Raw genomic sequence first — 14,086 nt, forward strand, 5'->3', positions numbered from 1 at the left:
CCCGGTGCGTGGTGATCAGGTGTAGTGGCACGTTGCGGGCCTGGCAGTACTAGGCTAACGAGACATGTCGACCCATGTTGGACCCATTGACGTGGACGCCCTCCGCGCGCGACTGGACAAGGCCGCCACCGCGGCGACCGTCGCCGGCGTGGACGCCCTGCTCATCACGCCCGGTTCGGACCTGCGCTACCTGATCGGGGCGGGCGGGTCGTCGTTCGAACGGCTCACCTGCCTGGTGCTGCCGGTCGGCGGCACCCCGGTGCTGGTGGTGCCTAAGCTGGAGCAGCCCGGCTACGCGGCCGTCCCGACCGGTGAGCTCGGCGTCGACGTGGCCACCTGGGTCGACGGCGAGGACCCGTACGCGCTGGTGCGCCGGGCGCTCAAGGGCACCGACCGGGTCGCCGTGGCGGACATGATGCCCGCCCTGCACAACCTCAGCCTGCGCGACGCCATCGGCGGCGACCAGGTGCTGGCCGGTCCGATCCTGCGCGAGCTGCGGATGCGCAAGGACGCCTCCGAGGTCGAGGCGCTGCGCAAGGCCGGCGCGGCGATCGACCGGGTGCACGCGCGGGTCGGCGAGTGGCTGCGGCCGGGCCGCACCGAGGCCGAGGTCGGCGCGGACATCGCGGCCGCGATCGTCGCCGAGGGCCACGAGCTGGCCGAGTTCGTGATCGTCGGCTCCGGCCCGAACGGCGCGTCGCCGCACCACAGCCTGTCCGACCGGGTCATCGAGGCCGGCGACGTGGTCGTGGTCGACATCGGCGGTCCGGTGGCCGAGGGCTACAACTCCGACTCCACCCGCACCTACGTGCTGGGCGAGCCGCGCGACAAGGACGTGTGGGACACCTACGCGGTGCTCCAGGCGGCGCAGCGGGCGGCCGTGGACGCGGTCAAGCCGGGCGTCACGTGCGAGTCGATCGACGCCGCCGCGCGCGAGGTCATCGCCGACGCCGGCTTCGGCGAGTACTTCGTGCACCGCACCGGCCACGGCATCGGGCTGGACGTGCACGAGGAGCCCTACATCGTGGGCGGCAACGACCTGGTGCTGGAGGCCGGCATGGCGTTCAGCGTCGAGCCCGGCATCTACCTGCCCGGCCGGTGGGGCGCGCGGATCGAGGACATCGTGATCGCCACCGACACCGGTGTCGAGTCCGTCAACAACCGACCCCACGACCTGGTGGTGCTGCCCGCGTGACCGCCCTGGAGCCGATAGACCGGGCGATCCTGCGCGAGCTGGCCGCCGACGGCCGGTGCAGCTTCACCGACCTCGCCGAGCGGGTGGGACTGAGCGTGTCGGCCGTGCACCAGCGGGTGCGCCGGCTGGAGCAGCGCGGCGTGGTGCGCGGGTACGCGGCGCGGCTGGACGGCGACGAGATCGGCCTGCCGCTGACCGCGTTCATCTCGCTGACCCCGATCGACCCGGCGGCTCCGGACGACTACCCGAAGCGGCTGGAGCACCTGCCGCAGGTCGAGGCGTGCTACTCGGTCGCGGGGGACGCCTCGTACGTCCTGCGCGTCCGGGTGGCGTCGCCGACGGCGCTGGAGGAGCTGCTCCGGCAGATCCGCGAGGCGGCGAACGTGTCCACCCGGACGACGGTCGTGCTGTCCACGCCGTACGAGGACCGGCCGCCGGCGGTCTAGCGGTCGCGGGTCAGGACGTGGTCGTGTCGGTGCGCACGGGCGGGCGGACCGGTGGTGCGGGCCCGTTGGCCATGCGTTGCAGCACCAGGCCCGCTGTCAGGGAGGGCGGTCAGGTCTCCTGGCCGCGGCCTTCGGCGAGCTTGCGCATGGTGTCGGTGAACCGGTCGACCACGCGCATCACCGGCCGGTCCGGTTCCGGCAGGAGGGCCATGACCTCGTCGTCGGACGCCGCCCGCGCGGTCTTCGCGAACGCCAGCGACGCCTCCTTGTCGGCCTGCTTGGGCACGATCGCGGTGACCTCGACCTCCCCGTACCGCCGGACCCAGACGTGGGCCGCCGGGTCCTCCCGGTAGACCGGGACGTCCTTCCACGTGGTGGGCTTGACCTTGTGGGTCACCAGCCTCGGGCGCTCGCCCAGCGGCGCGTCCGGGCCGGTGGCCGCGTACTCGACGACGGCCCGGCCGTCCTCCAGCCGGAACGTCGGCGAGCCGTAGCCCGCCTGCGGGGAGAGGTACGGGGTGACCCCGGCGGCCTTGGTGCGCGTCTTGGCGGTGTCCGGCTCCTGCCACGTCGGGCCGGTGTTGGCCAGGGCGATCAGCGCCACCGCCACGACCGCCGTGCCCAGCGGGAGCAGCACACCGCGTACGAGGATCGCGGCCACCAGCGCCACCGGCAGTCCGAAACCACCGTAGAGCAGCCACGTCGGGCCATGCGGCTGCCACGAGTCCAGCGCGCTGGAGTAGAACACGACGCCGATCAGGCCCACGACCGACATCAGCGCCGCCCACAGCACCCGCCACCCCGGTGTCCCGGTGAGCGGGCTCGCCTCCTTGGTGACCGTGCCGATCAGGTAGAACAGCCCGAACACGGGGATCAGGCTGACCAGCACCAGAACCTTGCTGCCGACCCAGAAGCCGAACATCACCAGCCAGCCGCCCAGGTACATCACTAGGAGGGCGGCGGTGAACGCGGCAACCACCTGGATGACGACCGGGAGCGCGTGCTTCGGGGTGTCGATCACCGCCATACGGTCTCCTATCACCCCTTCCGGTGGCATCGGGGGTTCTACTCAAACGCGTCCCACGGCACGGCGTCGTAGGCGGCCCGCACCCGGCCGATCGCTCCGGCGTCCACTTCGTACTCGACCTCGTCCACAGCGGACACCGCGACCACGCCGATCGAGTTCGTCAGGAAAGCGCCCCGGTAGGACCCGAGGTCCGCCAGCCGCACCACGGCCCGCCGCGACGGCAGTTCGCGTTCGAGGAGCTGCATGGTGATGCCGTGCAGCCAGTCCGCGTCGGCCCACACGACGTCGTCGCCGTCGAAGAACGCGATGTTGGTGATCGCGCCCTCCACCACCACGCCGTCCGGGGTGGTGAGCAGCGCTTCGTCGTACCCGGCCGCCGCCGCGCGATTGCGGTGGTGGGCCTGGCCGAAGCCGCCTAGGTGCTTCACGTGCGGCAGCGGGCGGCGGTAGTCGACCGACATCAGGCGGTGCGGGCGGTCCGCCGGGCTCGACGGGTCGCGCACCGCGACCAGCACCGCCGGGTCGGCGGTGCCGAACACGACCACGCGCACGGCGGCGTCGCGGACGTCGTCGGCCAGGGCGTGCGACACCAGGGCGCGCACCCGGTCACCGTCCAGTCCGGTGCCGTACAGCTCGCGGTTGGCCGCGTCCAGCCGGCGCAGGTGGGCGTCCAGACCCCGGACCCGCCGGTCGCGGACCTGCATGGCGGTGAAGTGGCCGTAGTTGGCCAGCACGGCGGGGGCCAGTTGTTCCGCGGTGGGAGCGGCACCGTCGATCTCGATCCTCAGCACGACCCGACCGTAACGTGGCAGGAATCGAGGGTCGCGGGTCGTTGCCGCCACCCGCGCGGATCGGGAGGGTGGTCGGTGTGGAACGAGAGGTGCTCGTCGTCGGCTTCCCGGACGCCGCGCTGCTGGACATCGCCGGTCCGGTGGAGGTGTTCCAGGGCGCGTCGGGGGTGCGCGACGGCGGCTACCGCGTGCGGCTGGCCGCGGTGGGCGGGGGTTTCACCGCGTCCGGCATCGGGGTGGCCGCCGACGACCTGCGCGAGGTCGCCGGACCGGTGGACACGGTCGTCGTGGTCGGCGGCTTCGGGTTCGAGGCCGCCGCGCGGGACGCCGTGCTGCTGGGCGAGCTGCGGCGGGTCGCCGGCTCGGCCCGGCGGGTCACGTCGGTGTGCACCGGCGCGTTCCTGCTGGCCGCCGCCGGCCTGCTGGACGGGGCGCGGGCCACCACGCACTGGGCGTACTGCCGGCGGCTGGCCGCCGACCACCCGCGGGTGGAGGTGGTGCCGGACGCGATCTTCGTCTGCGACGGGCGGCTGGCCACCTCCGCCGGGGTCACGGCGGGCATCGACCTCGCGCTGGCGCTGCTGGAACGCGACCACGACGCGGCGCTGGCCCGGCTGGTGGCCCGGTGGCTCGTGGTGTTCCTGCAACGGCCCGGCGGCCAGTCCCAGTTCAGCGTCCGGGCCAGGGTGCCGCCGGTGCGCGAGCCGGGGCTGCGGGCGGTGCTGGACGCGATCGCCGACGACCCGGCCGCGGCGTGGACGGTGGGGGAGATGGCCCGCCGGGCCGCGATGAGCCCCCGGCACTTCGCCCGGGTGTTCCCGCGCCGGGTGGGCGCTTCGCCCGCCCGGTACGTGGAGCAGGCCCGGGTGGAGGCGGCGGCGGGCGTGCTGGAGTCCGGTGACGAAGGGCTCGACGTGGTGGCCCGGCGCAGCGGGTTCGGCTCCGCGGAGACCATGCGCCGCGCGTTCCTGAGGGTGCTCGGCGTGACGCCGGGCGGCTACCGACACAGGTTCCGCACCACCGGTGCGGCCTGACCACCGATGGGGGATGGGGAATGGACCTCGCATTCGTGCTGTACCCGAAGTTGACCGCGCTGGACCTGATCGGGCCGTACGAGGTACTCGCCCACCAGCGGGACGTGACCGTGCGCTTCGTCGCGGCCACCTTGGACCCGGTCACCGCCGACGCCGGGCTGATCATCACGCCCACCGCCACGTTCGACGAGGTGGACCGCGCCGACGTGATCGTGGTGCCGGGCAGCGGCGCGTGGCCCGAGCCGCTGGCGGACGGCGCGGTCGCGCGGTGGCTGCGCAAGGTGCACCCGACCGCCACCTGGACCACGTCGGTGTGCACCGGCTCGACCCTGCTCGCCCAGGCCGGGATCCTCGACGGCCGGCCGGCCACCACGCACTGGGCGGTGCGCGAGGAGCTGGCGCAGCTCGGCGCGGTGGTCAGCACCGACCGGGTGGTGCGCGCCGGGAACGTGCTGACCGGCGCTGGGGTGTCCGCCGGGATCGACATGGCGCTCACCCTGGTCGGCCTGATCTGGGGCGACGACCGGGCCCGGTTCACCCAGCTGCTCATCGAGTACGCGCCCGAGCCGCCCTACGACTCCGGCACGCCGGACACCGCGCCCGCCTCCGTCCTGGCGATGATGCGCGCCGAACTGGGCACCTGACGCCCCGCTCCGGCACGCCACCCCCGCGAAGCCCCTGCTCACACCGTCCTTCCGACAGCCTCGTCGTCGGCGGACCCGTCGAGCAGGGGCGTCCGGCAAGGCCGACCCTTGGCACGTCAGGCCACCCACGCGACCCACACGCGAGGCCGCGTCGGTGTGTCGCGTCGCCTTTCCCTCCGATCACGCTCTTCGATCGGAGGGAAACGCGGCGCGATGCACCGACTCCCCAGCGGCCGAGCCGCCGCGACGGAGTCGCGGCAATTCAACCCAGCCGAGCCCGCCGCGACGGAGTCGCGGCAATCCAACGCCGTGTAGCTTTCCCACGCCACCTCCATCCGGTGGAGTCTTCGCTGCAAGGGTTGTGAGCCAGTGGACCTCGGTGCTCCGCACGGAATCCGGTTCCGCTTCGAGGCGGGTTTGTTGCGTGCCGTCCTGCTCGACGTGCACGGCAAGCCGCCGCTCGTGGTGTGCGAGCACCTGACCGTCGAGACCGGCGCGCGCGATCTCGTGGTGGACGAGTCGCGTGACGGCCGGGTGCGCACGGTGCTGCGGCGGCGGTTCGACCTGTCCGCGCCCGCGCAGTGGCGGCTCGACGTCGACGCGCCCGCCGCGCGGACCGCCGACGGTGTCGTCTTCATGCTTCCCGACGACGTGTCGCTGCACGTCAGCGGCTCGTCGTCGTATGCCGCGGTGCCCGGTGGGGTGGCTGTCGCGCTGCCGGCCGGCTGCTCCGAAGTGCACCTCACGGTGACCAGCGCCCCGGTGTTCGACGTCGCCGACACGGTCGTGGTGTGCCGCCCGGACCAGGTGCGGCAGGCCGCCGTCGTGGTGTCGTGCCTGCCCGCGGACCGGTTCACGCCGATCGTCGCGCTGCATCCGCCGCCGCTGGCCGAGGCCGACTACCTGGCGCTGCACGCCGAGTACACCGCGAGCCGAGCGTTGGACGACCCGGCCGAGACCGATCGGCTGCGCCGCGCCTTGACGCCTTACCGCTCGTGGTTGCGCCACCACGAGCGGCTCGCGGACCTGCTGCGCCGGGTGGGTGTGCGGCGTGCGGTGTTCCTGTGCGACCCCGATCCCGAACACGTCAACGCGGTCGATCCCGCCGACGGCGGCGGGCTGTTGTTCGACGGCCTCGACGCCGTGCGGCTCTCGCAGAGCCCGAACCTGACCACGGCCGCGTGGCAGGCGTTGCGCGACGGCGAGCCGGAGCCCCTCGACGTGCCGCCGGACGCGGACTTCACCGCCGCCCTGTTCACCGCGTTGCGGTTGGGCCGGCCGCTGCGCGTGGTGCCCGGCGCGCCGCAGCCCGCGTTCGCCGAGCACCAACCGCACGGTGACGAAGCCGTTCTGGTGGAGGACGACGGCACCGCCGACACCCTGGTCGCGGCGGCCTACGCGCACCACCGGGGCGCACGGCTGGTGATCACCCCGCCGCCGGACCTGGTCGAGGTGCGGCGGGTGGTCGCCGAGGAGCAGGAACGGTTCACCGCCGCCGCCCGCGCGATCGGCGACGCGGTCAAGGGCATCGGGTTCGTCGAGGCGCTGTGGCGCTACCTGTCGACGGGCGACCACGACCCGTACGCGGCGGTGGAGGCGGTGGTCGGCGCGCAGGTCCCGGCGCACGCGGCGGCCGAGGTGGGCGATCGGCGACTGACCGCGTTCACCACCGGGCTGCCGTACTCGTTCGTGCGGACCGCCGAGGTCGACTGGACCCGCAAGCCGATCGGGCACGTCGTCGCCGACCCGACCCTGGTCGTGCTCACCGAGCTGTACGGGGCCGCCGTGGAACGCCACCCCGGCACGTTCAGCCTGGTGTTCGACAGCGACGAGCACAGCGGCTCCTACCGCGTCGACCACGACCGCGTCGACCCTGGCCGGACCGACGACGGGCCGCCGGAGGCCCGCCGGGTCGGCCACCACACCCACCCGATCGTGCTCTCCGGCGCGGCGGCCTCGGTCGACGTGCTGGACGAGCTGGCCGGGCTGCCGGTGGAACTGGTGTTCTTCAACACCCACGGCGACGACGACGGCATCGTGCTGGGCGGGCAGGAACTGCCGGACTGGCTGGTGCCGCACCGGGTGGCGCTGCGCCACCGGCCGATCGTGTTCAACAACTCCTGCCGCTCGTGGACGGGGCTGGGCCGGGAGTTCGTCCGGGCCGGCGCGCGCGGCTACATCGGCGCGCTGTGGTCGGTCCCGCCCAACCTGGCGGCCGGTTTCGCGCGGACGGTGGTGCACCGGCTGACCGCCGAGGAGGCGCCCGCCGCGCACGCCGTGGTGGACACCGGCACGCCCGGCGGCGTCGAACGGTCCTATTTGTACGTCGGCACGGTCAACGGCCGGCTGGACGAGTGGCGCGACCGGTCCACGACGGGCGGCGCGGCGGCGTTGGCCGGGTGCGCGCTGCTCGCGGCCGTCGCCCGGGACCGCGGCGAGCCGCTGGCCCGCGTGCTGCACCGGGAGATCGTGGCGCTGCGCGAGATCGCCGAGCAGGCGGCCGCGACCGGCACCGCGTCCTACGCCGACGTGCTGCTCGACGAGCTGGAGCTGACCCGCGACGACGCCGAGGCGGCCGGGCTGGTGGCGAAGCTGGACAGCGTGCTGCCCGGCCTGGACCTGCCCGCCGCCGAGGCGGGCGCGCGGTGGGCCGAGCGCTACCGGATCACCGGGCAGCGGCACGAGGAGCGCGGGGAATACCCGGAGGCGCTCGCGGACTTCGAACGGTGCGTGGGACAGGGTGACGCGTACCGGGACCGGGCGGGGGTGCTGCTGCGCATGGCGCGGCTGCTGGCCGACCGGGGCAGACCCGACCAGGCGCGGCGGGCCGCGCTGGAGGCGCAGGCCGCGTTCCGGGTGAACGGCGGTGGAGCTCGGCTGATGGAGGCGATCGGCGTGCTGGGTGAGCTGAGCGACGACCACGCGACCGCGGCGCGGTACGCCGTGGAGGGGCACGACGTCGCGGTGGAGCTGGACGACAGGCGGCGGCAGGCCGCGTTCAAGTTCGAGGAGTGCGTGCGCCACCACGGGGCGGGCGACCTGGCCGCCGCGGTCGACGCCGGGGTGCGCGCGGTGGAGCTGTTCCGCGCCGAGGGCGACGGCCCGGCCGAGCTGGCCGCGCTGCGCGAGCTGGGAGCGTGCCACCGCGACCTGGGTGAGCCGGCGACCGCGCGGCACTACGCGGAACTCGGGGTGGCGCTGGCCGAGCGGCTGGGCGGCCCGCTCGACCTGGCCGCCTGCCACCACGAGCTGGGCCGGGTGCTGACCGGGCTCGGCGAGCACCCGGCGGCGCTGGAGCACTACCGGCACGCGGTGGAGCTGCTGGTGGCCAAGGGGGAGTGGGAGCAGGGCGCGGCGCTGCTGCCCGACCTCGCGGTGGGCGCGGTGCGCGCCGACGACCCCGGCGCGCTGTGGACCACCGCCCTGTGCGGCGGTCTGATCTGCGAGATCGCGCCGCGCGCCACGTGGGCGTCGGTGGTGCCGCTGGTCGTGGACTCGCTCAGACGCGCGATCGAGACCGGGCCGCTGGAGCTGACCGAACGCGGGATGACCGACTTCGCGCACGCCGTGACGACCGGCAACCGCGACGACATGCCGTTCCCGGTGGGGGTGCTGGCCGACGTCGTGGTGGTGCTGCTGGCGTGGCTGATGGGCCGCGTCGACCACGACATCACCGCGTTCGCCCGGGAGCTGGACCGGACCACCGGCGGTGTGCTGGAGCTGGCCGGCTACATCGCCGTCCCGTACGCCGACCGCGCCCGCAACCCCGGGCGTTCCCGCCGGGCCTGAACCGGGTCAGACCGGCCCGGATCACCAGTGGCGACCGCGCGGCAGGTCGTCGAGTTCCGGGTGGGACAGATGCAGCACCCGGTAGCGGACGCCGTCGTCCTGCGGCTCGTCGTGCCACAGGGTGAACCGCAGCAACTGCCAGTTCCGGGTGTCCACGGCCAGCGCCGTCGAGTGCACGCCGTCGCCCGCCACGAGCCCGGCCACCGCCTCCTCGATGACCCCGGCCGGGTCGACGTCCGGCGGGATCGGGCTGGTGTGGCTGGTCGCCACGACCGGGGTTCGGGCCAGGTCGCCGGACTCGAACGCCAGCCCGGTCCACTGCCGCACGGCCGGCCGGCCGAAGTCCGCGCTCAGCCCCCGGAACCCCGGCCCCCACAGGAACGCGTTCATCCCCTCCGGCGCGCGCCACAGGTAGAACGGGGCGTACTGGTTGACCGGCGAACCGTCCACACCGCGTTCGCGCACGCAGTACGCCTTGAGCCCGAGCCCGGCCCACCCGTCCAGCGCCGACCCGCGGGTGGCGACCCTGGTGCGGATGATCCCCATGTCGTAGTCGGCGGGCAGCGTGATCTCGTACTGCATGGCCAGCATCAGAAGTTTCCCCCGCATCGAAACCCACGCCGCATCGAAACGCACGCCGCGTCAGAACGCACGCCGCGTCGGGTACCCGGCTGCGGTGCGAGGGTAGTGCTCCCGGTAGGACGTGAGGTGCCCCCACGGCGTGGTCACCGATTCGGCGGACAGCAGGCCGTGCACCAGCGCCCGCGCGAACACCTGCCGCGCGGCGGTGAGGACCGCCTCGGCCGGTGCGTCGTGCGTCCCCGTCGACGCGGCGAACACCGTGTCGCCGTCGGGCAGCCCGTGCGCGGGCCGCACGGCCAGCGCCAGCCCGTCCTGCGCGGCGTTGGCCAGCGCGAACAGCGCGGGCAGCCGGGCATTGGTGGCGATCACGCCGATCACCGTGTTGAACGGGTGCTCGAACGCCGGCAGCGGCCGGTCCAGGTCGTCGCCGCCGCGGGCCGGGAACTCGCCGGCCAGGCCCAGCGCGGCGCCGAACGGCAGCCCGGTGGCCAGGTCGACGGCCAGGCCGGCGGCGTTGAGCGCCGCGACCGCCCCGACCACGACCCCGCCGCCCAGGTCGGCGCTCGCCGTGCCGATCCCGCCCTTCAACGCCGCGTTGAGCGCGCCCGTGCCCGCGCCCACGTTGCCCTGCGCCACCTCCGTGCCGGCCGCGCGCACCGCCTCCGCGCCCAGCTCCGCCGTCGGGTAGCCGCCGAACTCGCCGCCGCGCCCCAGGTCGAACAGGGCGGCGGCGGGCACCGGCTCGTCCAGCTCGCGGGCCGCGCCGTCGGCGGCGGCCAGCCCGTAGGCGCTGCCGCCGGTCAGCACGGCACCGCGCACCACCCGTCCGCCGTACCGGGCGTCCAGCGCGGCGGTGTCCCGGGTGGCCGGACCGCCGCCCCGGACGTCCACAGTGGACCGGGTGCCCGGCGGGAACAGCACGGCGGTGGTGCCGGTCAGCGCGCCGCCGCCGATCCGGGTGGCGTGTCCTACCAGGACTCCGGGCACGTCGGTGATCGCGTTGCGCACGGTCGCGATGCTACTGACCGGGTTCGATCCGGTCGGCGAGCCGCGCGCCGATCTCCCGCACCACCGAGGCCAGCAGGTCGATGTCCTCGGCGGTGGTCCGCCAGTTCACGATCGCCGGCCGCAGCGCGACCCGGCCGCGGTAGACCGTCGTGCCGACGTAGACCCGACCGTCGTCGAGCAGTTCCTCGCCCAGCCGCCGGTTGAGCTCGTCCAGCCGGTCCTCCGGCACGCCCGGCGGCCGGTACCGGAAGCACACGACGAACAGGTTCACCGGGGCGAGCAGCTCCAGGTCCGCCGAGCGCTCCACGATCCCGCCCAGCCGCACCGCGAGGTCCCGGTGCCGCTCCACCATCGCCCGGTGCCCGGAGCGGCCGTAGGCGCGCAGCGTGGTCCAGATCGGCAGCGCCCGCGCCCGCCGCGACGACTCCGGGCCCAGGTTGTTGTAGTTGACGAACTCGTCGTCCGGCTCGGGCAGGTACGGCGCGTTCCAGCCGCCGAACGCCCGGCCCAGCGACAACGGGTCCTTGACGAACGCGAACCCGCTCTCGTAGGGCACGTTGAGCCACTTGTGGCCGTCCGCCGCGAGCGAATCGGCCCGCTCGACGCCCCGCACCAGGTGCGCGGTCTGCGGCGACAGCGCGGCGAACAGCCCGAACGCGCCGTCGACGTGCAGCCAAGCGCCGTGCTCCCGCGCCAGGTCGGCCATCTCGTCGACCGGGTCGAAGTCGCCCGCGTTCACCTCGCCCGCGTTCGCGATCAGCACCGCCGGCCCGGACACCGCCAGTTCCCGGTCCAACGCCTCCAGGTCGAGCCGGCCGGCGTCATCACGGGTGAGCGTGCGCACGTAGTCGCGCCCCAGACCCAGCAGCTGCAACGCCTTGCGGCTGCTCGCGTGCACGTACCCGCTGGAGAACACCGGCATCCGAGGCAGGCCCACCAGCCCGTCGGCGGTCACGTCCACGCCGTGCCGCGCCGCCCACCAGTGCCGCGCGCACGCCAGCCCCGTCAAGTTCGCGAAGGTCGCGCTCGGCGTGAGCACCCCGCCGTAGCCCGCGGGCAGGCCGAACATCTCCTTGAGCCAGCGCAGGACCGTGGTCTCGGCCTGCGTGGCCAGCGGCGAGGTCAGCCACAGCCCGGCCGCCTGGTCGAGCAGCGACGTGACCCAGTCGCCCGCCTGCGCGGCCGGCGTCGAGCCGCCCACCACGAAGTGGAAGAACCTCGGGCCGGAGGAGTGCGTCGCCGCGCGCGTCCCGATCCGCAGCAGGTCCGCGACGGCGGTCATGGTGCCGTCACCGTCCTCGGGCAGCGGGCCGTCGAGCTCCTTCACCAGGTGCGCCTGCGACAGGTCCCGCACCGGCAGGTGCGGCAGCACGTCCAAGTACTTGCCGGCGGCGCGGGCCACCATCCCCAACGCCTCGGCGGCGTCCTCTCGCGAGATCAACGGGTCACCCATCATGGCAGAGTAGACGGCGATGACCAGGCGTGGACGTTTTCTCGGCCGGGCGGTGCAGACCGCCGCCGGGCAGTCCGGGGTGGACGTGTTCCTCGGCATCCGGTACGCCGAGCCGCCCTTCGGTCCGCGCCGGTTCGCCGCGCCCGTGCGGACCGACTTCGCCGGTGCCTGCACGCGGTTCGGGCCGATCGCGCCGCAGTCCGCCGAGCTGCCCGGCGCGCCGGTGTGGCGGCCCGGCGACGAGGACGTGCTCAGCCTGAACGTGTGGGCGCCGAGCGCCGCCGAAGGCAACCCGGTGCTGCTCTACCTGCACGGCGGCGCGTACACCTACGGCTCGTCCGCCCAGCCCGACTACGACGGCGTGCACCTGGCCCGCGCCGGGCTGGTCGTCGTGACCTGCAACTACCGCCTGGGTTTCGAGGGTTTCGGGCACGTCGAGGGCCACCCGGACAACCGCGGCCTGCTCGACCAGGTCGCGGCGCTGCACTGGGTGCGCGACGAGATCGCCGCGTTCGGCGGCGACCCCGAGAACATCACCGTGGCGGGCCAGTCGGCGGGCGCGGGCTCGGCGCTGTTCCTGGCCGACGCGTCGCGCGCGGTGCGCCGGGTGATCGCGCACAGCGTCCCGAACCGGTGCTACACCGGGGGTTTCGCCCGTCGGGTGGCGCGCTGGATCGACCCGACGACACCGGAGTCCGCGGTCGTCTCGGCCGACGCGCTGGCCCGCGCCCAGCGCTCCGGGCCGTTGGGCCACGACCCGGTGCTGTTCGGCCCGGTCGCGGACCGGCTGCCCGTTCCGCCGGCCGACGTGCCGCTGCTGCTGTGCCACACCACGGCCGAGTACCGGCTGTTCGACCGCACCGGCACGGTCGCCTCGGTGCGCACGGACGCCGAGTACGCCGCGTTCGGCCGGGCGTTCGCCTTTCCGCCGCACGTCGTGGCCGGCTACCGCGAGTTGTTCGCGACCCCTTCGGAGGCATACCTCGCGCTGCTCGGTGACCATGTGTTCACCGAGCCCACCACCCGGTTGGCGCAGGCGCGCGGCGCGCCGCTGGCCAGGTTCAGCCGGCCGCCCGCCTGGCACGCCGCCGACGTGCCGTTCGCGTTCGGCACCCTGGCCGGCGCGGACTTCCTGATCGGCGGCCCGCCCGGACCCGCCGAGCACGCGCTGTCCCGCCGCGTGCTCGCGTCGTGGGTCGGGTTCGCGCGCACCGGCGACCCAGGCTGGGCCGGTGTGCGGTGGTGGGGCGAGGAGGTCGACGTGTCCACGACCCGCGCGCTGTGGCGCGGGGTCGACCTCGACGTCCCGGTGGACTTCCCGGTCAGCGGTATCGGCGCTCGCCGGCCTCGACGGGCACCGTGACCACGTTGCCCTGCGGCGGCACCGGGCACGTGCCGTAGGGCGTGAACGCCGAGGGCAGGTTCACCGCCCGGTTGAAGTCCAGCCGGAGCCGGTCCCCGGCCGGCCGGTCGGCGAACAGCGTCCGCCACGGCGCGGTGGTCGTGCCGTTCGTGGCGTCGTGGAACAGCACCTGGACCTGGTCGCCGGACTCGTGCACGAGCAGCCGCTGCGACTCGCCGGCCAGCACGAACCGGGCGTGACCGAGGGCCTGGAAGCGGTGCTCCAGACCGTCGCGCGCCGCGCCGACGACGATCGGGCGCGGCTGGTCGAACGCCTCGAACTCCGCGTCCACCACCCACCGCGGCCGCACCTCGAACGCCGGCACGCCGGTGAACGCGGCCAGGTCGGGGCTGCGCGGGTCGCGCACCCGCAGCCCGTAGCGGCCGGTGCGCCGCAGGACCTCGACCTTGATCCCGTCCTCGCCGTCGAGCAGGGTCGACGCGGCTTCGGCCAGGGTGTGCTCCGCGCCGCCGCTGCCGCGCGCGGCCGTGCCGGTGGTGCTCCACTCGCCGGGCACCCCGGGGAACGCGCGGGGCGTGCCGTCCAGCCAGTGCAGCGCGGTGACGCTGAGCCAGCCGTGCGGGTGGCGCAGCGCCGCCTCGCGGTCGGCGTGCCACGCCGCCCACGCGGTGGTGAGCGCCTCGTCCTCGACCGTGGTCATCGGTGTCCTTCCCTCGAAAGGTTCGTACACCGGCGAATCAACCACGGGCGGGGC

General features: G+C 74.5%; 12 protein-coding genes. 6 read left to right on the forward strand and 6 right to left on the reverse strand.

What is annotated here, in order from left to right; genetic code table 11:
- The first annotated feature begins 64 nt into the window (after positions 1-64).
- Both BN6_RS15605 and BN6_RS15610 read left to right on the forward strand, forming a co-directional pair.
- A complete protein-coding gene (locus BN6_RS15605; protein ID WP_015100624.1) occupies positions 65-1,195 on the forward strand; it encodes a M24 family metallopeptidase in 1,131 nt (376 codons plus the stop codon).
- Complete coding sequence (locus BN6_RS15610; RefSeq protein WP_015100625.1) at positions 1,192-1,641, forward strand: Lrp/AsnC family transcriptional regulator; 450 nt, start codon at positions 1,192-1,194, stop codon at positions 1,639-1,641. The genes BN6_RS15605 and BN6_RS15610 overlap by 4 nt, the downstream gene beginning before the upstream one ends.
- A gap of 109 nt (positions 1,642-1,750) precedes the next feature.
- On the opposite strand, the gene BN6_RS15615 is transcribed toward BN6_RS15610, so the two are convergent.
- Positions 1,751-2,668, reverse strand: a complete 918-nt coding sequence (locus BN6_RS15615; protein ID WP_015100626.1) for a hypothetical protein — start codon at positions 2,666-2,668, stop codon at positions 1,751-1,753.
- A gap of 38 nt (positions 2,669-2,706) precedes the next feature.
- Positions 2,707-3,459: an aminotransferase class IV gene (locus tag BN6_RS15620; RefSeq protein ID WP_051075582.1), complete on the reverse strand. Its 753-nt coding sequence runs from the start codon at positions 3,457-3,459 to the stop codon at positions 2,707-2,709.
- Positions 3,460-3,536: 77 nt separating this feature from the next.
- Between BN6_RS15620 and BN6_RS15625 the strand changes: the two genes are divergently transcribed.
- The 3 genes from BN6_RS15625 to BN6_RS15635 all read left to right on the forward strand — a co-directional run bounded on the left by BN6_RS15625 (position 3,537) and on the right by BN6_RS15635 (position 8,926).
- Positions 3,537-4,493 (forward strand): GlxA family transcriptional regulator, encoded by a 957-nt coding sequence (locus tag BN6_RS15625; RefSeq protein WP_015100628.1) that lies wholly within the window; start codon positions 3,537-3,539, stop codon positions 4,491-4,493.
- Between the two features lie 20 nt (positions 4,494-4,513).
- Positions 4,514-5,137 (forward strand): DJ-1/PfpI family protein, encoded by a 624-nt coding sequence (locus tag BN6_RS15630; protein WP_015100629.1) that lies wholly within the window; start codon positions 4,514-4,516, stop codon positions 5,135-5,137.
- 369 nt (positions 5,138-5,506) lie between these two features.
- The gene (locus BN6_RS15635) at positions 5,507-8,926 is read left to right on the forward strand and encodes a tetratricopeptide repeat protein (RefSeq protein ID WP_015100630.1); all 3,420 of its coding nucleotides are present in this window, start codon (positions 5,507-5,509) and stop codon (positions 8,924-8,926) included.
- Positions 8,927-8,947: 21 nt separating this feature from the next.
- Here the strand turns inward: BN6_RS15635 and BN6_RS15640 are convergent, their stop codons facing one another.
- The 3 genes from BN6_RS15640 to BN6_RS15650 are packed head-to-tail and all read right to left on the reverse strand — an operon-like array spanning position 8,948 to position 11,957.
- Positions 8,948-9,535: a DUF4865 family protein gene (locus tag BN6_RS15640; protein WP_015100631.1), complete on the reverse strand. Its 588-nt coding sequence runs from the start codon at positions 9,533-9,535 to the stop codon at positions 8,948-8,950.
- 33 nt (positions 9,536-9,568) lie between these two features.
- Positions 9,569-10,516: a P1 family peptidase gene (locus tag BN6_RS15645; protein ID WP_015100632.1), complete on the reverse strand. Its 948-nt coding sequence runs from the start codon at positions 10,514-10,516 to the stop codon at positions 9,569-9,571.
- A gap of 10 nt (positions 10,517-10,526) precedes the next feature.
- Positions 10,527-11,957, reverse strand: coding sequence for a pyridoxal phosphate-dependent decarboxylase family protein (locus tag BN6_RS15650; protein WP_231905305.1), 1,431 nt, complete (start codon positions 11,955-11,957; stop codon positions 10,527-10,529).
- 31 nt (positions 11,958-11,988) lie between these two features.
- On the opposite strand from BN6_RS15650, the gene BN6_RS15655 reads away from it, so the two are divergent.
- A complete protein-coding gene (locus BN6_RS15655; protein ID WP_015100634.1) occupies positions 11,989-13,332 on the forward strand; it encodes a carboxylesterase family protein in 1,344 nt (447 codons plus the stop codon).
- Here BN6_RS15655 and BN6_RS15660 read toward each other — a convergent pair.
- Positions 13,292-14,032, reverse strand: a complete 741-nt coding sequence (locus tag BN6_RS15660) for a DUF1684 domain-containing protein (RefSeq protein ID WP_041312881.1) — start codon at positions 14,030-14,032, stop codon at positions 13,292-13,294. The genes BN6_RS15655 and BN6_RS15660 overlap by 41 nt on opposite strands.
- Positions 14,033-14,086 lie beyond the last annotated feature (54 nt).

It is taken from the genome of Saccharothrix espanaensis DSM 44229 (genome assembly GCF_000328705.1).
In the GTDB taxonomy this organism is placed as follows: Bacteria; Actinomycetota; Actinomycetes; order Mycobacteriales; family Pseudonocardiaceae; genus Actinosynnema; species Actinosynnema espanaense.

Bases quoted from the DNA above. Each gene is read 5' to 3' on its own strand.
- BN6_RS15605 (WP_015100624.1), top strand. From the start codon at position 65: ATGTCGACCCATGTTGGACCCATTGACGTGGACGCCCTCCGCGCGCGA.
- BN6_RS15615 (WP_015100626.1), bottom strand. From the start codon at position 2,668: ATGGCGGTGATCGACACCCCGAAGCACGCGCTCCCGGTCGTCATCCAG.
- BN6_RS15630 (WP_015100629.1), top strand. From the start codon at position 4,514: ATGGACCTCGCATTCGTGCTGTACCCGAAGTTGACCGCGCTGGACCTG.
- BN6_RS15640 (WP_015100631.1), bottom strand. From the start codon at position 9,535: ATGCGGGGGAAACTTCTGATGCTGGCCATGCAGTACGAGATCACGCTG.
- BN6_RS15655 (WP_015100634.1), top strand. From the start codon at position 11,989: ATGACCAGGCGTGGACGTTTTCTCGGCCGGGCGGTGCAGACCGCCGCC.
- BN6_RS15660 (WP_041312881.1), bottom strand. From the start codon at position 14,032: ATGACCACGGTCGAGGACGAGGCGCTCACCACCGCGTGGGCGGCGTGG.